A 20,233-nucleotide genomic window follows, 5' to 3' on the forward strand; every position below is an offset into this window, starting at 1 on the left:
GCAGGCGGAGGGATCGGTCGGTGGGGCTCGGTCGGCAGACTCGGTCGCAGGGGCTCGGTCGGCGGGCTCGGTCGGCGGGCGGTGCCCAGGAGCGGGGCTCAGCCGGCGGACGGGTCCGGGCGCGGGTCCGGCGGGGCGAGGAGGGGGGCGAGCGCGCCGACCTCGTCCGCCTCGAGGCCGAGCCGGGGGAGCACCTCGGCGGCGGGGTGCGCGCGGAGGAACGCGGCGAGCGCCTCGGTGCGGGACCGGGCCCAGGGCTCGAACACCGCGGGCGGCTCGTGCTTCTCCACCGGATGTCCCGAGGTGCGGTGGTACTCGTTGACCCAGTCGAGGGAGCGCCGGTAGTCGGCGATGATCTCGGCGTCGGCGACGCCGGCGAGCTGGAGCAGCCACGCGGAGACCAGCCCCGTCCGGTCGCGGCCGGCCGAACAGTGGATGTAGACGCCGGGACGGGGAGAGGTGGGGCGGGATGATCCGGAACCGGGCTCCGCGGGATCGGAGGAGTCGGGGGAGCGCGTGCCGGCCGGGAGCCGGGCGATCCGGGCGAGGGCGTGCATGACCGCGGCGAGCTCGGCGGGGAAATGGGCGAGGAGCAGCGGGTAGTGCTTGGGGTGGTTGAGATAGGGGTGGTCGAGCGCCTCGACGTAGTCCGCGACCGCGAAGTCCTCGACCGGCAGCTGGAGGATGTCGAAGGACTCCCAGGCGGCCGCCGAGACCTGCGGGTCCGTGGGGCGGCGGTGCACCTCGGGTGCGGTGCGGAGGTCGATGACATGGCCGATCCCGTGGGCGGCGAGCTGCCGCCAGCCCTCTGCGGTGAGGCGCTCGCGCCGGCCCCCGCGGACCACGCGGCCGAACGCCGTGGCGCCGTGGGCGGTGGGCAGCCCGCCGAGGTCGCGGAGGTTGAGCGCGCCGTCGAACGCGAGCTCGCGGGCATCGAGGGACGGGCGGTGCCGGGCGCTCATTCGTCCTCGCCGTCGAACCCGGTGGAGAGCTGGCGCAGGAGCTCGCTGAGCTTGCGGCGTTGCGGGGCGGAGAGCTGGGCGAGGAGCTCGGCCTCGAGGACGAGGAGCTCGGCGAGCGCCCCGTCGACCTTCGCCTGCCCGGCCTCGGTGAGGCGCACGAGCACGCCGCGGCGGTCCGCGGGATCCGGGTGCCGGGAGACCCAGCCGGCGGTGGCGAGCCGGTCGATCCGGTTGGTCATCGTGCCCGAGGTCACCATCATCTCGCCGATGAGGCGGGAGGGGGAGAGCTGGTAGGGCGCCCCGGAGCGGCGCAGCGCGGAGAGGACGTCGAAGGCCCACACCTCGAGCCCGTGGTTGTGGAAGGTGACCTTGCGGGCCTTGTCGAGCTGCTTGGACAGGCGGGAGACCCGGGACAGGACCTCCATCGGGGACACGTCGATGTCGGGGCGCTCGTGGCGCCACGCCGCGACGATCCGGTCGACCTCATCCATGCCTCCATGATACGTCGCCGTCAAGATACCGGTGCCTCAAGATTCTTGACGGCGAGGGCGGTGGGCGACGACGGACGCGGACGGTGGGCACGGACGGTGGGCATGGACGGTGGGCATGGACGGTGGGCAGGCGGGACGGCGGGCACCTCGGGCCGGGCGACGTGAGCGGGCGGGACGGCGGGCGGAACCGGTGCCGGCGCCTCGGGCCGGGACGATGTTCCTGTTCCTCTTCCTGTTCCTCTTCTTGTCCTTGTCCTTGTGCCGTGTCCATGTTCGGCCGGGCCGCTTGTGCCCGCGGTCCGATGAGCGACTAGGGTGGGAAGCGGTTGATTCGCTTCATACCCACCCGCAAGCGGCGCGCCCGCAGGGACCCGATCCGGACCCGGGCCGGGCGCGCACGGACGTAAGGAACACACGTGGATCTTTTCGAGTTTCAGGCGCGTGACCTCTTCGAGAAGCACGGGGTGCCCGTGCTCCGCGCACAGGTCGCCGACACCCCCGAGGAGGCGCAGGCCGCGGCCGAGGCGCTCGGCGGCGGCACCGTCGTCGTCAAGTCGCAGGTCAAGATCGGCGGCCGCGGCAAGGCCGGCGGCGTCAAGCTCGCCCACAGCCCGGCCGAGGCCAAGGAGAAGGCCGGGGAGATCCTCGGCCTCGACATCAAGGGCCACATCACCAAGAAGGTCATGATCGCCGAGGGCGCGGACATCGCCGAGGAGTACTACTTCTCGATCCTCCTCGACCGCGCCAACCGCACCTACCTCGCCATGTGCTCCAAGGAGGGCGGCATGGACATCGAGACCCTGGCCGAGGAGCGCCCCGAGGCGCTCGCCAAGGTCCCCGTGTCCCCGCTCACCGGGATCGACGCCGCGAAGGCCCAGGAGATCGTCGACGCCGCCGGCTTCGAGGGCGATGTCGCGGCGAAGATCGCCGCGGTGCTGCAGAAGCTGTGGACCGTGTTCGACGCCGAGGACGCCACCCTCGTCGAGGTCAACCCGCTCGTGTTGACCGCGTCCGGTGACATCATCGCGCTCGACGGCAAGGTCTCGCTCGACGAGAACGCCGAGTTCCGCCACGAGGACCACGCGGACCTCCAGGACATCGACGCCGAGGACCCGCTCGAGCTCAAGGCCAAGAAGCTCGGCCTCAACTACGTCAAGCTCGACGGCGAGGTCGGCGTGATCGGCAACGGCGCGGGCCTCGTCATGTCGACGCTCGACGTCGTCGCGTACGCCGGGGAGGACCACGGCGGCGTGAAGCCGGCGAACTTCCTCGACATCGGCGGCGGCGCCTCGGCCGAGGTCATGGCCAACGGCCTCGACGTCATCCTCGGCGACGAGCAGGTCAGGAGCGTGTTCGTCAACGTGTTCGGCGGCATCACTGCCTGCGACGCCGTCGCCAACGGCATCGTCAAGGCCCTCGAGATCCTCGGCGACCAGGCCACCAAGCCGCTCGTCGTGCGCCTCGACGGCAACAACGTGGAGGAGGGCCGCGCGATCCTCGAGCAGGCCGGACACCCGCTGGTGACCCTCACCGACACGATGGACGGCGGAGCCGACAAGGCCGCCGAACTCGCCGCCGCGAACTGATAGCCCGAAAGGTCGTATAACACCATGTCGATTTTCCTCAACCAGGATTCGAAGATCATCGTCCAGGGCATCACCGGCGGTGAGGGAACCAAGCACACCGCGCGGATGCTCGCCGCGGGCGCCAATGTGGTCGGCGGCGTCAACGCGCGCAAGGCCGGCACCACCGTGAGCCACAAGGACGCCTCCGGCGCGGACGTCGAGCTGCCCGTGTTCGCCTCCGTCGGCGAGGCGATGGAGGCCACCGGCGCGAACGTGTCCGTCGCCTTCGTGCCCCCGGCGTTCTCCAAGGACGCGGGTTTCGAGGCCATCGATGCCGGCATCGAGCTCCTCGTCATCATCACCGAGGGCATCCCGGTCCAGGACTCCGCCGCGATCTGGGCCCACGCCACCGAGAAGGGCAATGCGACCCGGATCATCGGCCCGAACTGCCCGGGCATCATCTCCCCCGGGGAGTCGCTCGCGGGCATCATCCCGGCGAACATCACGCAGAAGGGCAGGCTCGGCCTCGTGTCGAAGTCGGGCACCCTGACCTACCAGATGATGTTCGAGCTGCGGGACCTCGGCTTCACCACCGCGATCGGCATCGGCGGCGACCCGGTCATCGGCACCACGCACATCGACGCGCTCGCCGCGTTCGAGGCGGACCCGGAGACCGAGGCGATCGTGATGATCGGCGAGATCGGCGGCGACGCCGAGGAGCGCGCGGCCGAGTTCATCAAGGCCAACGTCACCAAGCCGGTCGTCGGCTACGTCGCGGGCTTCACCGCGCCGGAGGGCAAGACCATGGGCCACGCCGGTGCGATCGTGTCCGGTTCGTCCGGCACCGCGCAGGCGAAGAAGGAGGCCCTCGAGGCCGCCGGCGTCAAGGTCGGCAAGACCCCTTCGGAGACCGCGCAGCTCATGCGCGACCTCCTCGCCTGATCCCCGGGAGGTAGGCCGCGGGGCTGCCGTGCGGCAGATGCCCGCGAAAACTGCAGTGGCCCGCACAACCTGAACAGGTTGTGCGGGCCACTGCAGTTTCTGCGGGAGTTTCGTGGCTCGGGCTGCGTGGTCAAGCGGCGCTGCGGGTTGCGAGGTGTCGGCGGATGCGTGCGCACAGGCGTCGCATCGTCGCCGGGTCGAAGAGATCGCGCCATTCGAGGCGGATGACCTCCCAGCCGGCGGCTCGGAGCGCCGCCTCGCGCCTGCGCTCTTTCTTCAGCGCGGCCCGGCCGTCCGCATCGTCGAGGAAGTACTTGCCGTAGCCGTCGAACTCGATCGCGAGCTTCGTCCCGGAGTGGGCGAAGTCCACACGTGCGACGAACCCGTGCTCGTCGTACACCGAATACTGCTCGACCAGGTCGCCGAGCAGCCCGGCCCGATCGAGACGGATCTTGAGGAGCGCTTCGCCCGCGCTCTCGCTGCGTCCGCTGAGGAGGCGGAGAAGCGCGTCCTCGACGTGCAGTCGCCTGCCGGGATGCGAGTCCCGAGCGACGATGAGGTCCTCGGCGGTGAGCACTCCGCTGCGGAGGGCGGCCTCGGCCATCGGCAGCCCTTGGTCGAGGCCCCGGGTGCGTGCGATGTCGAGGACGGTCCGGGCGGGCGAGGTGGCACGCAGTCCCGACACCTCGACGATCTGGTCGGCACCGACCTGCGCCGGTCGGAGCCGGGTGTACCCCTTCTGCCTGCTCTTGCCCGGTCGCTGCACCTCGACGAGCGGTCTCTCGTCGATCGCGAAGGGGAGGGCATGGAGATGGGCGGCACTGCCGTGCGAGAACACCGCAGCTCCGTTCGACGCGAGCCGGGCCCCATGCCGGGTTGCGGTGAACGCCTCGATGAGGAGGGCACGACCGGTGGCGTAGCGGATGTGCGCGGCGCTCGACCCGAGTGCGGCCAAGCGGTCGTCATCGATCGGTTCGATCATCCGGGTGCCGGGGCGGTGGAGCGGGTCGGTGCATCGGCGGTGCAGCAGGTACACGCCGGACATCAGTCGCTTGAGGCAGCACGCCGTCATGGCGGATATCGTGCGCCAGTGCGCCCCATGATCGAAGAGATCCTGCTGAGTGACGATGAGGGTCATGGCACCAGGCTTCATCGCCCGGCAGCCACGGACAAGACCCCCTCCATTCTCTGTGGACAACCGCCCGTCCTCAGGTCACAAGGGCTCCATGAGGCGAAAGTCCCGCGATTCCTGCATTCACCCCTTCGACCTGAACAGGTTGCGAGGGGGATTGCAGGAATCGCGGGACTTTCGGGGTGGCCCGGGGCGGGTGGGTCCGGGTCAGGCCTTGACGGAGACGACGGGGACGGGGGAGCCGAGGATGATCCGCTGGGCGGATGAGCCCATGATGAGCTTCCCGACGACCGAGCGCTTGCGGGAGCCGATGATGATCATCGACACCTCGGGGGAGGCCTCGGCCAGGGCGAGGATCTCCTCGACGGCATCGTTGCCGCGGAGGAACTGCTTGAGCTCGTACTTGATGCCCGCGGACTGGAGCTTCTTCACGATCTCGGCGAGCTGCTCCTCCGAGGCGACGCCGCGCTCGTCCTTCGACTCGCCGATCCCGGCGTTGAGCACGAGCAGGGTGTCGTCGAAGGCGCGGGCCTGGCGGATGCCGAATTCCACTGCCGCGGTGCCTTCGGGGTTCGGCGTGTAGCCGACGAGAATGGTCATGGGGGAGTCTCCTCAACGGGGGCCGGTCGTCCCTGTCCACCTTAGTCGGCGCAGGCCGGGCCGTGCACGGAGCGTGCGCGCAGGGCGGTGCACCGTTCTGCCGGCCCACCCGAGTCGTCGGCCGGGGCGTGTTCGGCGGAGACTTCCCGACGGGATGAGCCGGCTCACCGAACTCGTCCCCGTCGCCGCCCCGCGGCCTCCGTAGACTGGCGCCATGCCCGCCTCCCTCGTGCCCGATGCCCTGCTGAGCCCCGATGGACTGATCGCCGCGCGCGACCGGGAGCTCGCCGCGGTGTTCGACGGCTGGCCGCTCGGCCATCCCGACGCCCGGCTCGTGCAGGAGTATCTGGCCGGACGTGCGGCCGGAGCCCTCGACATCTCCGGCCGGCCGACGGGCACTGACGGTACCGGCCCCACCGGGGCGACCATCGCGGAGGCGAGCGGGGGCGACGCCCCGCTGCCGCTCTCGATCGTCCTCGACGACCCGGACGGTGCGCTCGCCCTCGCGGTCGCTCACAGCGACTCCGGCCCGGTCCTCGCCTTCGCGGACTCGATCGCGGCCGAGGCCGCCGCGCGCCGGTCCGTCGATGCCGTCGCGGCGGTGTCCGACCGGGTGCGATCGGCGGCACCCCTGCAGTCCACCGCGGTTGCGGAGAGGGACGGGCCTGCGGCGGCCGGAGACGGAGAGCCGGGTGCGGGCGGCGGAGAACCGGATGCACAGGACAGTGGGACCGCAGCGAGCGGCGCCGGCGCGCCCGCGGAACCCGCCGAACACCCGGGCCTGCAGGCGCTCGCCGTCGCAGCACGGTCCGCCTCGGAGCCGTGCCGGGTCATCCTCTCCGCGCCCAAGGCGGTGCGGGTGCTCACCGAGTACCTCGAGGTGCTCGCCCCGGCGGCCGAGGAGTTCCTCGTCGTCGGACGCGACAAGCACATGAGCCGGGGGCTCAACGCCGAGCTCGCGAAGTTCTACGACCGCGTCGATGTGTCGCCCGGCCGCGCGAAGTCCCGACTCCTCATCGCCTCGCGACCGCGGAGCGCGGCTTCGCAGGGAACCGCATCGCACGCTCCGGTCCCGGGTGCCTCCGATCGGATCCCCGCCCCGCGGACCGCTGCCGTGAGCACGCGGGTCCCCGGCATCCCGGACATCCGGGTGAGCGCGTTCGGCGCCTGCTTCGGCGGCCCGACATCCGACCCCGGATCCGAGCTCCTCCTCGACGCCGTCCGCAGCCACCTCGGCCCGGCGGCACCGGCGACGGACCTGCCCGAAGCCGACGGCTCCCCGCCCGCGGCAGCGGAACCCGTTCCCACGGACGCCGACCAGCCGGTGGCGCCCCGCCGTATCCTCGACCTCGGCTGCGGCAACGGCTGGCTGCTCGCCGCGCTCGGCGCGCTCCACCCCGGAGCGGCACTCACCGGTGTGGACGTGTCCCGGGCGGCGATCGCCTCGGCCACGGTGACCTGCGCCGCCGGGACGCCTGACGGGAACGGCTCACGGGCTCGTGCCGCCGACCCGCACCACTCGCAGCCGACCTGTCCGCGGCTCCTCCTCCAGGACGCGACAGCTCCGCTGCCCTGGGGCGCGGGAGCCGAGGCAGTCGCGGCCGGCATGTTCGACCTCGTCGTCCTCAACCCGCCGTTCCATGACGGGACGACCATCGAGACGGGCACCGCGCGGACCCTCATCCACCGGGCGCACGAGCTGCTCGCCCCCGGTGGGCGCCTCGTCTGCGTCTTCAACTCGCACCTGCGGTACCGCCCGATCGTCGACCGCGTCTTCGGGACCTCCGTGCAGTGGGCGCGCGACCGCCGATTCACCGTGGTGAGCGCCGCAGTCCCGGCGTGACGGCACAGGCCGCCTTGCTGCGACCGGGACCAGCTCGGATCTCCTCGGCGGAGCCGCCGTGACCTCGCCCACCTTCCCCGTCCGCCCGAACCGGCACCGTGCCCGAACCGATAGGATGAGAATCCGGACGAGCTCCGGGACGCCGACGAGAAGGATGTGAGAGGCCATGTGCGGAATCTGTGGTGAGATCGGGACCGTCCACGCGCCGGACAGCGCCGCGGTCCAGGCGATGAGCGAGGTCATGATCCCCCGCGGCCCCGACGGCCACGGCCTCTACGAGAAGGACCACGTCGTCTTCGGCCACCGCCGGCTCGCGATCATCGACCTCTCCGAGGCCGGCGCCCAGCCCATGCACGACCCGGACACGCGCCTGAGCATCGTCTTCAACGGCTGCATCTACAACTACCCCGAGCTCCTCGAGGAGCTCCGCGGGCTCGGCCACTCCTTCCGCGGCCACTCCGACACCGAGGTCATCCTCAAGGCCTACGCGCAGTGGGGCGAGGACTTCGTCCACCGCCTCAAGGGCATGTTCGCCTTCGCGCTGTTCGACGAGCGCTCCGGCCGCGTGCTCGTGGGCCGCGACCGCCTGGGCATCAAGCCCTTCTACTACGCCGAGGTCGACGGCGCCTTCCGCTTCGCCTCCTCCCTCCCGGCGATCCTCGCCGGCGGGGGCGTCGACACCCGGATCGACCCCGTCGCCCTCCACCACTACATGACCTTCCACGCCGTGGTGCCCGCGCCGTACACCATGCTCCAGGGGGTGCGGAAGCTCCCACCGGCCACCCTCATGTGGATCGAGCCCGACGGCACCCGCACCGAGCGGACCTACTGGGAGCCGATCTACGAGGACGATCCGGCGAAGGCCGACTGGTCGGACAACGACTGGGAGGACGCGATCCTCGAGAGCCTGCGCACCGCGGTGCGCCGCCGCCTCGTCGCCGATGTGCCCGTCGGTGTGCTGCTGTCCGGCGGACTCGACTCGAGCCTCATCGTCGGCCTGCTCGCCGAGGAGGGCCAGCACGGGCTCAACACCTTCTCGATCGGCTTCGAGGCCGCCGGCGGCGAGGAGGGCGACGAGTTCAAGTACTCCGACGTCATCGCCGAGCACTTCGGGACCCGCCACCACCAGATCCGGATCGACACCGCCCGCATGCTGCCGGCGCTCGGGAACGCGATCCATGCGATGTCCGAGCCCATGGTGTCCCACGACGCCGTCGCCTTCTACCTCCTCAGCGAGGAGGTCGCCAAGCACGTCAAGGTCGTCCAGTCCGGGCAGGGTGCCGACGAGGTGTTCGCCGGCTACCACTGGTACCCGCCGATGTACGCCGCCGGGACCGACCCGGAGGCCGCGCTCGCGAGCTACCGGGGCGCCTTCTTCGACCGCAGCCACGAGGAGATAGCGCAGCTCGTCAGCCCCCGGTTCCTCGCCGGCTCGGACGTATCCGGCGAATTCGTCGACGCCCACTTCCGGCACCCGGGCGCGTCGAGCGCGATCGACAAGGCGCTGCGGATCGACACCCAGATCATGCTCACCGACGACCCGGTCAAGCGCGTGGACAACATGACGATGGCGTGGGGCCTCGAGGCGCGCGTGCCGTTCCTCGACCACGACCTCGTCGAGCTCGCCGCGCAGTGCCCGGCCCGCCTCAAGACCGCGCAGGACGGCAAGGGCGTGCTCAAGGAGGCCGGTCGCAGGGTCATCCCGGCCGCGGTCATCGACCGGCCGAAGGGCTACTTCCCGGTGCCGGCGCTCAAGCACCTCGCCGGCCCCTACCTCGACATGGTGACCGACGCCGTGACCGGGCAGACCGCACGGGACCGTGGGCTGTTCCAGCAGGACTCCGTGGCGCAGCTGCTGCAGGATCCGAACGGGAACCTTACGCCGCTGCGCGGCAACCGCCTGTGGCAGATCGCGCTGCTCGAGCTGTGGCTGCAGAGCCATGGCATCACGGGGCCGGCCGCCTGAACCCATGCCCCAGCCCACCGCCCACCCCGGCCCGGACCCGACCGGCACCGGCGAACAGGAGACACCGATGAAGACCGACGTGATCCAGGAGCTGGGCTGGGGCCGACTGGTCTTCGGCCAGACCTTCTCGGAGATCGAGGAGATCGGCCGCGTGCTGCGCGACGAGGCCGGCGGCACGCGCGACATCTGCATGTACCTCAAGGATCCGCACGTGCTCGTGGCACTCCACCCGGAAGAGTACTTCATCGACCCGAGCCACACGTATCGGCTCGACCTCAGCGGGGAGATCCCGGAGTCGACCCCGATCCCCGGGATCGAGATCCGCCCCGTCCGCACGAAGGACGAGGCCGAGCGGATGAACCGGATCTACGTGCTCCGGCAGATGGTGCCCGCCGATGTCGAGGTGATGTGGGACAACCACAACCACAACCCTGCGGTGCAGTACCTCGTCGCGGTCGACACCGCCGACGGGGAGATCATCGGGACCGTCACCGGCGTGGACCACCGGGCGCTGTTCGACGACCCGGACCGCGGTTCCTCGCTGTGGTGCCTCGCCGTCGATCCGGCGACCGTCCACGCCGGGCTCGGCAAGGAGCTCGCGATCACCCTCGCCCATCGGATGCGCGATGCCGGCGCGGCGTTCATGGACCTGTCGGTGATGTGGGACAACGAGGGCGCCATCAAGCTGTACGAGCGTCTCGGCTTCGACCGCACCCCGGTCTACGGCATCAAGCGCAAGAACGCGATCAACGAGAAGCTCTACGCGAAGCGGCAGATCGAGGGACTCGAGGAGCTCAACCCGTACTCGCGGATCATCGCCGACGAGGCGATCCGTCGCGGCATCCGCGTCACCGTGCTCGACGCCGACACCGGCTACATCCAGCTCGAGCACGGCGGTCGCACCGTCATCACCCGGGAATCCCTGTCGCAGTACACCACCGCGGTGGCGATGAGCCGGTGCGAGGACAAGCGGGTCACCCGCAAGATCGTGGAGAAGGCCGGGGTGCGCGTGCCCCGGGGCCGCAGCGCCACCTTCGATCAGGAGGACGTCGAGTTCCTCGACGAGGTCGGCGCTCTCGTCGTCAAGCCGGTGCGCGGTGAGCAGGGCGCCGGGATCACCATCGGGGTGCAGACGGAGAAGCAGCTCAAGGACGCGCTCCGGCGTGCCGGGGGCGAGGGCTCCGAGGTGCTCCTCGAGGAGTTCGCCGAGGGCGACGACCTGCGGATCCTCGTCATCAACGGCCGCGTGTCCGCGGCGGCGATCCGCAGGCCGGCGACGATCGTCGGCGATGGTGAGACGCCGATCCACGAACTCATCCGCCGCCATTCGAAGCGGCGCGCCGCCGCGACCGGCGGGGAGTCGAAGATCCCGCTCGACGACGCGACCGAGGCGACCGTGCGCGAGGGCGGCTACACCTTCGACGACGTGCTCGAGGCGGGGGAGCGGCTGCAGGTCCGCCGGACCGCGAACCTCCACACCGGCGGCACCATCCACGACGTCACCGACCGGCTCAGCCCAGCCCTCGCCCAGGCGGCGCTCACCGCGACCCAGGCGATCGACATCCCGGTCAGCGGCATCGACCTGCTCGTGCCCGACGTCGAGGGCGAGGAGTACGTGTTCATCGAGGCCAACGAGCGCCCCGGCCTGGCGAACCACGAGCCCCAGCCGGTGCCGGCGGAGTTCATCGACTACCTGTTCCCGAACTCCGCGCGCACCCCGTGGACCTGGCAGCCGGAGAAGCCGCAGGACCCCGTCAACTGAGGTCCCCGCGCGCCGCCGCCCGAGACCGTTTCACCGGCGGTTCGTCGAGCCGCTACTCTTGCCGTGAGCAGTGAGAACGCAGCAGGAGGTACCATGAAGGACCATACGGACGACGTCGCCGGGATCGATGCGGTCGGCACCGACACCGCAGGAACGGACACGACCACCACCGGCACCGCCCGGGCCGGCACCGCACCGAGCGACGACCGGAAGATCGACGTGCAGGAGCTCGGCCGGGCGAACCTCACGGGGTTCCAGGAGCTGTCGACGGGTGAGATCGACACCGAGTGGATGATCGACATCCTGTTCCGGCTGCTGCGCACCCCCAGCCCCTCGGGGCGCACCGATGCGGTCATGCAGTACATCGGCGACATCGTCAACGACCTCGGACTCGACTCGACGGTGACCCGGCAGGGCACCCTCATCGTCGACCTGCCGGGGGAGACGGAGACCTTCGACCGCTCGCTCGTCGTGCACGCCGACACGATCGGCTGCATGGTGTCGGGTCTCAAGCCCAACGGGCGCCTCTCAGTTGTGCCGGTCGGCACCTTCTCCGCACGCTTCGCCGAGGGCGCCCGGGTGCAGATCGTCACCGAGTTCCCCGACCTCGTCTACACCGGCACCGTGCTGCCGCTCAAGTCGAGCGGACACGCGTTCGGCGACGAGATCGACACGCAGGGCGTCGGCTGGGAGCACGTCGAAGTCCGCGTCGACGAGCGCGTCGAGTCGAGGGAGGGGCTCGAGGAGCTCGGCATCGAGATCGGGAACACCGTGGCGCTCATGGCCGGGCCGCAGCGGTCCCGCTCCGGGTACATCAACTCCCGCCACCTCGACGGCAAGGCCGGGGTCGCGATCGCGCTCGCCGCGGCGAAGAGCGTCAAGGAGGGCCGTCTGCGCCTGCCGCACCGGACGAGCATCATGGTGACGATCTTCGAAGAGGTCGGCCACGGCGCCTCGTCCGGGGTGTCCGACGACGTCGCAGAGCTCGTGTCGATCGACAACGCGGTGTGCGCGCCGGGTCAGAACGCGATCGAGTACGGCATCACGATCCCGCTCAAGGACATGCACGGGCCCTTCGACTACCACCTCACCCGCAAGCTCATCACGCTGGCCCAGCGCCACGAGCTGCCGGTGGCCCGCGACATCTTCCACTTCTACCGCTCCGATGTCGCCGCCGCGCTCGAGGCCGGCGCCGGGGCGCGTGCGGCGCTCCTGGCGTTCGGACTCGACGCCTCGCACGGCTGGGAGCGCACGCACGTCGACTCCCTCAGGGCCTGCGCGGAGCTCGTCACGCTGTGGCTGCAGACGCCGCTCACCCTCGAGGAGTGGGACGCGAACAAGACCGGAGACCTCAAGGACTTCCCGTCCCAGCGGCAGCCGGCGATCGGGGAACGACCCGGCGACATGCAGCACGAGGGCAAGATCTCCAACGTCCCGCGCTACCGGCCCGACGAGGACCCGGGCACGGACCTGCAGCCCGACCAGGGCTGAGATCGGTCGCTCCCCGGCGCTGCGGTGCCGGGGGGAGCGGGCCGGGGCCGAGGTGTGCGCGAGAGGGGACTTGAACCCCTACGTCCGAAGACACTGGAACCTAAATCCAGCGCGTCTGCCGATTCCGCCACTCGCGCGAGTCGCACCGAGATCCTATCCCACGAGCAGGTGGAGCCGTGCTCGAGGTGCCCCGGTGCGACGGCAGCGCTCAGTCGAGGCCGAGCTGCTTGCGGAGCCGGGCGACGTGCCCGGTGGCCTTGACGTTGTACTGGGCGTGCTCGACCGTGCCCTCGGCGTCGATCACGACAGTGGAGCGGATGACGCCCAGCACGACCTTGCCGTAGTTCTTCTTCTCGCCGAACGCGCCCCACTCCTTCATCATCTCCTTGTCCGGATCGGACAGGAGCGGGAAGTTCAGCCCCTCCTTCTCGACGAACTTCGCGAGCTTCTCCGGGGAGTCAGGTGAGACCCCGAGCACTGCGACGCCGGCGGCCTCGAGCGCGGCGAGGGAGTCGCGGAAGTCGCATGCCTGGGTGGTGCAGCCCGGGGTCATGGCCGCGGGATAGAAGTACACGACCACACGGCGGCCGCGGTAGTCCGACAGCGTAACGGGGGTGCCGGTGGAATCGGGCAGGGTGAAGTCCGGGGCGGTGTCGCCGATCTCGAGGCGGGGCACGATGGAGTCCTTTCTCTGGCGGTCTGTCCGGTTCAACCATAGCCGCCGGGATTCGGTAAGCTCAGGGGCGAAGGATACGGTGCGGCACCCGGGCGCAGCAGCGGCGACTGCAGGCTCTGGGCGCGGGGCGCGGCACCGCCACACCCGCCGACCCGAGGACACATCACCATGAGCAGCAACGTCTACACCTCCGACGTCACCGTCGACTCCGCCGACAAGGCCCAGCTCGTCGAATCGATCCGCCTGCGCGAACAGCGCCTCGCCGCGAATGTCGACGAGCTCATGGGGCGGGTGCACCCCTCGGCGCTGGCGAACCGCGCGGCGGAGAGCGCCAAGTCCGTGCTCGTGGCCGACGACGGCTCGGTCAAGTCGGATCGCGCGGCGCTCATCGGCGGTGTGATCCTCAGCGTCGCCGCACTCGTCACCTTCCTCGCCATCCGGAAGTCGCGTGCCTGATTCCGCAGGCCTCCCGATCCGGATGCTCCACGACCGGATCCTCGTCCAGCCGGATCGGGAATCGGGCGAGCGGAAGTCCCGCGCCGGGATCGTCATCCCCGCCACCGCGGCGGTGGGCCGCCGGCTCGGCTGGGGAGAGGTCGTCGCCGCGGGTCCGCACGTCCGCCAGGTGAGCCTGGGCGACATGATCCTCTTCGATCCCGAGGACCGCGCCGAGGTCGAGTTCGAGGGCAGTGCGTACACGCTCCTGCGGGAGCGCGACGTCCACGCGATCGGACAGCAGGTCGGCGACGAATCGACCGGGCTCTACCTCTGATCCGGTGCCCGGAGTGAAACGTGCCACATTCTCCGGATTCCGCGGATTCGAGTTCTCGTCGGCCTCGGAGTGAGTGTATAGTGGTGACTCGTTGCGCACCTCTAGCTCAATTGGTAGAGCAACTGACTCTTAATCAGTGGGTTCCGGGTTCGAGTCCCGGGGGGTGTACCACCGAAAGCGTCCGTCCAGGTCTGATGCCCCGGGGCGGGCGCTTTCTCATGTGCCCGGCTACCTGCGCGATGCCCAGGTGTGCGGCCCGGAGGCGGGGGCGCGTCAGCCCGGTGAAGCCTCGACGGCAGTCCGGTTCGGGGTGGTTCGGTCGGGGCCGCGGGGGCTTCAGTGCTCGTCGGAGCCGCGACGGCCGATGACGAAGGCGATGAAGGCCAGGCACAGCAGGCCGATGGCGATGAGCGCTGCGAGCGGCCAGCTGAAGCCGAACCCGGTGGCGTCACCGGCGGCATCGATATCGGAGTCGGTGTCGGGATCAGGGGTCGCGTCGTCGGTCCCGTCGCTGATGACGTCCTGGTCGTCCTGGGAACCCGGAGCCTGCGGCACCGGGTCGGAGTAGTCCTCGTTCAGCGCCTGGCCCGAGTTCCCCGCCTGCGGAGCCCAGTCGGTGCCGGCCCTGTTGGGGACCTCGGTGCCCGAGGAACCGCCGCTGCCGGTCACCGGATCGTTCGTCCGCGGTCGCCGGTCGCCGGATCCGGAACCGCGGTCGTCCGCTCCCGAACCGGAGTCGTCGGACTCGGGGTCGGCCGGCTCGTCACCGCTGTCGTCGGGGTCATCGGAGTCGTCGCGCGGTCCGGAATCGTCACGCCCCGGGTCATCCGGGATCGGTTCGGGCTCAGGGGAGCTCGGAGTCGGGGTGGGTTCCGGGGTCGGTTCGGGCTCAGGGGAGCTCGGAGCCGGGGTGGGCTCCGGGGTGGGGGTGCCGCTCGGAGTCCCCTCATCCGGATCGGTTCCACCATCGCCGGGGTTCTCCGGGTCGCCCGTGGGAGTCGGGGTCGGCGTGGGCGCCGGCGTCGCCGACGGAGAAGAGGTGTCCGTGGGAGTGGGGCCCGGTGTCGGGGACGCGGTCTCCGTCGGACTGGGGTCGGGCGTCGGCCCGGACGTCGGCGTATCCGTCGGCTCCGGTGCCGCGGTCGGGCCCGGCGTCGGATCTGCGGTCGGTTCCGGTGTCGGATCTGCGGTCGGATCGACCGGCCTCAGGCCGGGGTCATCGCTCGGGTCCGAGCCCGGTTCGCTCGGGCCGATCTCCGGGTCCTCAGCGGGCGCCTCGGCATCGGTGCCGCTGTCCTGCGGAACGTCCTGCGGGGATTCCTGCTGCGGAGCCTCCGGCGCCGGTTCCGTCGGGATCGCGGCGGGGCCCGGAACGTTCGTGGGCCGCGGTGAGGGGGCGGGCGCCTCGGCGGCGGGTGCCTCGGGAGCGGCAACGGGCGCCTCGGGTGCGGTGTCGGACTCGGATGCCGGGGGAGCGGGTGCGGGCCCGGCCGTCGGAACGGCTGCCGCCCCGATCGCGGAACCGCCGGCGATGAGCACAGCGACGCCCACGGCGGCGGCGGTGCGGCCGATCATCGGCGTGGGGCGCACGAGCGTTCCTCGGGGTCGACATCGAGTGGAGGAGTTCCGGGTGTGGCCCGGGATCGTCGTGACCGGCGCTCGCTCGGATGGTGACCGTGCGGGGGATGGCCGTGACGCTCCTGTGATCATCGTAACGACTACCGCGCGTAGAAGACGAAAGCGATGGTTACACAACGACCGCAATTCGTGCTCGGATGCATGCGCGGGACCGATCCGGTGCCGGTCGCACGCGGCGGACGTCCTCCGGAGGCGCTGCGGACGCCGTGCCGCGCGCCAGCCCAGGCGTCACCGGGAGAGCGCCCCCGCCGGCGTCACTGGGAGGGGTAGCCGACGACGCGGTCCTGCCCGGCGCGGACGATCGCGTGGGATCCGGAGTCAGTGACGGCGAGGAGGTTCGCGTCCGAGCGCCACGCGGTGTTGCCGTGGACGAGGTAGCGGGTGTCGTCGATCGAGGAGGGTACGATCTCCCCGCGCGGCTCGGCCATCCGCAGGTGGTGGGCCGCGCCGTTGCGCACGAGCAGCCCGCCGTCGACGGTGAAGAGGTAGGGGCCGATGACGGCCAGGCGGTATCCCTGCCCGCGCACCCAGTTCGCCTCGCCCACCGCGTTGGTCGTGGTCGACACGGTGGAGAAGATGCGACCGTCCGCGGCGGAGTGGACGACGAGCTGGATCCGGTGGCCGCTCGTCGCGCTCGCGCCCGGTTCGCCCCACAGCGACACGATCTTGCCGTGCCCGGCGGTCACCCAGCGGAAGATCTGCAGGTCGTCGGACGGGCTCTCGAGGAGGATCTCGGAGCTCTCGGCGGTGTCGACGTCCGTCGTGGTCACCGTGCCGGAGAACTCCGCGCTGATGAGCGCGGTGCCGTCGAGCGCCATCGGTGTGTACCCCGGGTCCGGGGTGGGGATCGCGGTGAGGCCGTCGCGGGTGAAGGTCGACAGGGAGTTGCCCTCCTTGATGAGCACGCTCGTGCCGGCCGAGGAGATGCGGGCGTCGTCCGGGATCGTGTACTCGATCGGGGCGGTCTCGCCGTCGAACAGGGCCTGGGCGCGGTCTCCGGTGCGCCACACGAGCGCGCGCTCGCCATCGATGACGGTGTCGACCGCGAAGCTGATCGGCGCGTCGATGTCCTCCGTGTACCGGGACTCGCCGGTTTCCGGGTCGAGGACGGCGAGGGCGTTGCCGTCGACGACGAGCACGCCGCGGCCCGTCGCCGTGACCGAGGCGGTCGCCGGCACCTCGGACTCCCACGTCGGCTGGGCGGCGAAACCGGGGACCGGGGTCCGGCCGTCCTCGAGGGCGAGCGAGTCCTCCGAGGTGTTCGTGCTGCCGGCCGGGATGCTCTGCGGGGTCAGCCCGTCGGGGGAGCCGATGATCCGGGGCAGGAAATAGGCGCCGAGAGCGACGACGAGCATGACCGCGAGAACGATCGTCGGTGCGGTGAGACCGCGCACCCGCGACCGACGGGGGTGATGCCGAGCGGCCCCGCTGTCGGGGGCCTTCGAGCGGGTGGGCGCACTGCGCGCGGACTGCGCCGCGGTCCGGCGGTCGGCCTGGCGCTGGGCCCGGCGGCGGGTGCGCGCGCTCCCCCCGGGGGCGGCCGGGCCGGAGTACGGGGTGCCGATCGGGTAGCCGTCGGGCGTGCTGCCGCGCGGTGCGGTGGGATCGGAGGGGGCCGGCGCCTCGGGCGCGGTGGGTTCGGTGGTTTCCGCCTGCGGGGCCGTCCGGGGTCGAGGCGCGGTCGGCATGGCCGGGTGCGGCGGGGATGCCGGGGCCATGGGCTGCTGCGGGGGCCCGGACTGCTGCGGAGGGGCGAGCGATTGCGGAGGGGTGAGCGGGGCGGCCTGCATCGCGACGCGGCCGGTCGGATCGATGTGGAGCGTGCGCACGGTGCCGTCGTCGTGGATCTCGAGGGTGACCGGCGCCCCGCCCTCGCGGGCGAGCGCGGTGAGTCGGGTCATGGCAGCGCCGAGGTCGGGATGGTGGGAGGTGGCACCATCCACGGTCACTGCCGCTGATCTGTCGGCGGAGACGTGCACCTGGGCGCTGGGCATGGAACGGGTGACCTCGGATCGGGTTCGGAGATGGGAAGGCGTGCGGCGACGACAACGGAGACCAGCATACGAACGCGGCCCCCGGATCACCGCGTCCGAGTCCGAATAGTTACCCATCGGCGACCCAATCGTTGCGTTCCTCAGCGTCCGTGGAGGAACGGCCGAGGCTGGGGTCAGCGGGCGTTCCGGCTGCTGTCAGGTGCGGGCTCGGGGCGGGCGCGGTCGAGGAGGGAGGGGCGGGCGAGGGTGGGTGCTCGGAATGCGGGATTCATCACACCGGACTCGGTTTGCCCCGGCCCTGCGATCGCCCTAGAATGGTCGGTGCTGCCTGCTGGCAGCGATGGTGGCTATAGCTCAGCTGGTAGAGCACCGCGTTGTGGTCGCGGGGGTCGCGGGTTCAAGTCCCGTTAGCCACCCCAAATGTGCGAGGTGTGAACTTTCGCCCGAGGAGCCATCCTCGGGCGGGGTTCGCACCTCGTTCTCGTTCCGGGCGTTGTCCGCCCAGGTCAGCGCATCTGCCTGGACCTCGCGGCTGGTCAGCGCGTCGAACGGTCGGGCGTACCCGGCCCGGACCTCTCCCTCTTCCTCGATGTAGATCTTGGTGAAGAAGGCTTGGTTGCACAGTCGGCGGTTCGCGTCGTCACAGCGGGCGTAGATGTCGGCCGCGTGCTCCAGCAGGTTCAGCGAGTCGTCCAGGTTGTCGCGAGCCGTGGCGTACTCGTCGTGGTGGGCATCGATCCGGTTCTTGATCGTCTCCAGCCCGCCGCTGATGCGGTCCTGTTCCTTCTTCAACAGGTCCAGCGGGATCGCTCCGGCGTAGTGTGCCTGAAGCAGTTTGCCCTGCTCCTCCTCCAGCCGAGCCCGTTCCTTCGTCAGGTCCGACAGCGCGTCCGACTCCGAAGCCATGAGCGCGTCGAACTTGGCATGCAGATGTGCCCCCACGGCGTGCCGAGTCTCAGCACTGATCTGCACCTTCTCGTAGTGCCGCTCGACCAGCCGCTCGACCTCTTCGATGAGCATCGCCTGCCGGGTGCAGTCACCGCGCCGGGCGTGACGGTCGGCGCAGACGAAGTACGGGTAGATGTTCCCGGTGCTGCTCTTGGCGTTGCATACCAGCAGCCGCGAACCGCACTGCCCGCAGAACACGGTGCCTTTCAGGTAATGGTCATGCACACGACTAGCATCCGCTGCGGTCCGGTGCGACTGCAAGACCGTCTGCACCTGGTACCAAACCTCCGGTGGCACCAACGGCTCGTGCGTGCCCTTGTAGGTCACGCCCTGATAGCGGACATCGCCCTTGTAGTACGGGTTGGTCAGCATCCGCTGGATCGAGGACTTCCCGATCGGGCGTGACGGCCGCCGTGGCGTCGCGGGCGTGCGCAGACCCCGCGCGGTCAGCTCCTCATGCAGTTGGCTCGTGGTCCATTCCCCGGAGGCGTAGACCATGAACGCCCAGGCCACGAGCTTTGCCCGTTCCGGATCGATCTCCACGGTACGGACCTCACGCCCGTTCTCATCACGGACCCCGACGTTGCGATACCCCAACGGAGCCTTGCCGATCGTGCCGCCCCGTGCAGCTTTCTGCGACAAACCCTTGACTGTCTCAGTCGCCAGGTTGCGCGAGTAGAACTCTGCGATCGTGGACATGATGCCGTGCAGCAGCATCCCCGACGGAGTCTCATCGATGTTCTCGCTCGCTGACACCAGCATCACACCCGCGTCGCGCAGCGCCAGATGGATCGCGACGTCATTCGCCGGGTTCCTCGCCAGACGGTCGACCTTACGAACGATGCAGTAGTTGACCTTGTGCGTAGCGACGTACTTGATCATCCGCATCAGATCGGGCCGATCAGCCTTACGGGCAGACTCACCTGCGTCCACGAACTCTTCCACGATCGTGGCGCCCATCTGCTCCGCTTTGCGCTGGTTCGCCTCGCGCTGGGCCGGGATCGAGTACCCCTCGTCGGTGCCGCCCTTCTCCGCCTGCTCCTTCGTCGAGACGCGCAGGTAGGACACGGCGATCGCCTCACCGGGAGGGTTCGGTGCCACCAAGCTATTCACGGCGGACGCATCGTCAACGATCGTCATGGCTCTTCTCCTTCAGTCGGTGATCCTGATTTCCGACAGGAGAAGACGACTGCGGATGTTGAGCGAAGAGAATGAGCCCGATGGGCCGTAAGGACAAGACCACGAGGGTCAAGTGGTAAGTTCCCCCACCACCGTGGTGAATCGCCCCGGGGATAATAGAGGCAGGGAGATTGGAAGAAGGAGTTTCTCTCATGCCAGTGAAGTACACCGACGAGCTCAGGGCTCGTGCAGTAGAGCTCGTCATTCACGCTCAGGCCGATCCCGCGACTGCCAACGGCTCGATTACTCGGGTCGCGAAAGAGCTCGGGTTG

Annotated in this window: 15 protein-coding genes, 3 tRNA genes and 1 pseudogene; 10 read left to right on the top strand and 9 right to left on the bottom strand. The window is 70.3% G+C overall.

Translation table 11 applies throughout. The features are described from left to right. Nucleotides 1-98: 98 nt before the first annotated feature. Nucleotides 99-962, bottom strand: coding sequence for a tyrosine-protein phosphatase (locus MTQ12_RS09165; protein ID WP_247618346.1), 864 nt, complete (start codon nt 960-962; stop codon nt 99-101). Then, nucleotides 959-1,453, bottom strand: a complete 495-nt coding sequence (locus tag MTQ12_RS09170; RefSeq protein ID WP_247618347.1) for a MarR family transcriptional regulator — start codon at nt 1,451-1,453, stop codon at nt 959-961. Before MTQ12_RS09170 ends, MTQ12_RS09165 begins: the two co-directional genes overlap by 4 nt. A gap of 416 nt (nt 1,454-1,869) precedes the next feature. Between MTQ12_RS09170 and sucC the strand changes: the two genes are divergently transcribed. Together sucC and sucD are read left to right on the top strand one after the other, a co-directional pair. After that, a complete protein-coding gene (sucC, locus tag MTQ12_RS09175; RefSeq protein WP_247618348.1) occupies nt 1,870-3,039 on the top strand; it encodes an ADP-forming succinate--CoA ligase subunit beta in 1,170 nt (389 codons plus the stop codon). A gap of 24 nt (nt 3,040-3,063) precedes the next feature. Then, nucleotides 3,064-3,960, top strand: coding sequence for a succinate--CoA ligase subunit alpha (sucD, locus tag MTQ12_RS09180; protein ID WP_247618349.1), 897 nt, complete (start codon nt 3,064-3,066; stop codon nt 3,958-3,960). Nucleotides 3,961-4,090: 130 nt separating this feature from the next. On the opposite strand, the gene MTQ12_RS09185 is transcribed toward sucD, so the two are convergent. After that, entirely contained in the window at nt 4,091-5,098 is a 1,008-nt protein-coding gene (locus tag MTQ12_RS09185) for a hypothetical protein (protein WP_247618350.1), read from the bottom strand. A gap of 201 nt (nt 5,099-5,299) precedes the next feature. Then, nucleotides 5,300-5,692, bottom strand: coding sequence for a universal stress protein (locus MTQ12_RS09190; RefSeq protein WP_247618351.1), 393 nt, complete (start codon nt 5,690-5,692; stop codon nt 5,300-5,302). Between the two features lie 214 nt (nt 5,693-5,906). Here MTQ12_RS09190 and MTQ12_RS09195 point away from each other — a divergent pair, with 214 nt between their 5' ends. The 4 genes from MTQ12_RS09195 (at nt 5,907) to MTQ12_RS09210 (ending at nt 12,754) form a co-directional block, all read left to right on the top strand. Further along, nucleotides 5,907-7,535: a methyltransferase gene (locus tag MTQ12_RS09195; RefSeq protein ID WP_247618352.1), complete on the top strand. Its 1,629-nt coding sequence runs from the start codon at nt 5,907-5,909 to the stop codon at nt 7,533-7,535. A 166-nt stretch (nt 7,536-7,701) separates the two neighbouring features. After that, complete coding sequence (locus MTQ12_RS09200; protein ID WP_247618353.1) at nt 7,702-9,501, top strand: N-acetylglutaminylglutamine amidotransferase; 1,800 nt, start codon at nt 7,702-7,704, stop codon at nt 9,499-9,501. 4 nt (nt 9,502-9,505) lie between these two features. Beyond that, the gene (gene ngg, locus MTQ12_RS09205) at nt 9,506-11,263 is read left to right on the top strand and encodes an N-acetylglutaminylglutamine synthetase (protein ID WP_247618354.1); all 1,758 of its coding nucleotides are present in this window, start codon (nt 9,506-9,508) and stop codon (nt 11,261-11,263) included. A gap of 93 nt (nt 11,264-11,356) precedes the next feature. Beyond that, entirely contained in the window at nt 11,357-12,754 is a 1,398-nt protein-coding gene (locus tag MTQ12_RS09210) for an osmoprotectant NAGGN system M42 family peptidase (RefSeq protein ID WP_247618355.1), read from the top strand. 55 nt (nt 12,755-12,809) lie between these two features. Here the strand turns inward: MTQ12_RS09210 and MTQ12_RS09215 are convergent. Then, nucleotides 12,810-12,891: transfer RNA gene (locus MTQ12_RS09215), tRNA-Leu, on the bottom strand. A gap of 71 nt (nt 12,892-12,962) precedes the next feature. Further along, nucleotides 12,963-13,430: a thioredoxin-dependent thiol peroxidase gene (gene bcp / locus MTQ12_RS09220; RefSeq protein ID WP_247618356.1), complete on the bottom strand. Its 468-nt coding sequence runs from the start codon at nt 13,428-13,430 to the stop codon at nt 12,963-12,965. Nucleotides 13,431-13,598: 168 nt separating this feature from the next. Here bcp and MTQ12_RS09225 point away from each other — a divergent pair, with 168 nt between their 5' ends. The 3 genes from MTQ12_RS09225 to MTQ12_RS09235 all read left to right on the top strand — a co-directional run bounded on the left by MTQ12_RS09225 (nt 13,599) and on the right by MTQ12_RS09235 (nt 14,373). Continuing rightward, nucleotides 13,599-13,886, top strand: coding sequence for a DUF3618 domain-containing protein (locus MTQ12_RS09225; RefSeq protein ID WP_137317919.1), 288 nt, complete (start codon nt 13,599-13,601; stop codon nt 13,884-13,886). Next, nucleotides 13,879-14,202 (top strand): co-chaperone GroES, encoded by a 324-nt coding sequence (locus tag MTQ12_RS09230; RefSeq protein ID WP_247618357.1) that lies wholly within the window; start codon nt 13,879-13,881, stop codon nt 14,200-14,202. Before MTQ12_RS09225 ends, MTQ12_RS09230 begins: the two co-directional genes overlap by 8 nt. A 95-nt stretch (nt 14,203-14,297) precedes the next feature. Continuing rightward, nucleotides 14,298-14,373: transfer RNA gene (locus MTQ12_RS09235), tRNA-Lys, on the top strand. A 165-nt stretch (nt 14,374-14,538) separates the two neighbouring features. On the opposite strand, the gene MTQ12_RS09240 is transcribed toward MTQ12_RS09235, so the two are convergent. Together MTQ12_RS09240 and MTQ12_RS09245 are read right to left on the bottom strand one after the other, a co-directional pair. Continuing rightward, nucleotides 14,539-15,792, bottom strand: coding sequence for a hypothetical protein (locus MTQ12_RS09240; RefSeq protein WP_247618358.1), 1,254 nt, complete (start codon nt 15,790-15,792; stop codon nt 14,539-14,541). Nucleotides 15,793-16,094: 302 nt separating this feature from the next. Beyond that, nucleotides 16,095-17,834, bottom strand: a complete 1,740-nt coding sequence (locus MTQ12_RS09245; protein WP_247618359.1) for a hypothetical protein — start codon at nt 17,832-17,834, stop codon at nt 16,095-16,097. Between the two features lie 343 nt (nt 17,835-18,177). Here MTQ12_RS09245 and MTQ12_RS09250 point away from each other — a divergent pair. Further along, a tRNA-His gene (locus MTQ12_RS09250) sits at nt 18,178-18,253 on the top strand. 622 nt (nt 18,254-18,875) lie between these two features. Here MTQ12_RS09250 and MTQ12_RS09255 read toward each other — a convergent pair. Continuing rightward, nucleotides 18,876-19,922, bottom strand: a pseudogene (locus tag MTQ12_RS09255) (recombinase family protein); the annotation flags it as partial. Nucleotides 19,923-20,233: the final 311 nt, after the last annotated feature.

Source organism: Brevibacterium sp. R8603A2, assembly GCF_023072605.1.
In the GTDB taxonomy this organism is placed as follows: Bacteria; Actinomycetota; Actinomycetes; order Actinomycetales; family Brevibacteriaceae; genus Brevibacterium; species Brevibacterium pityocampae.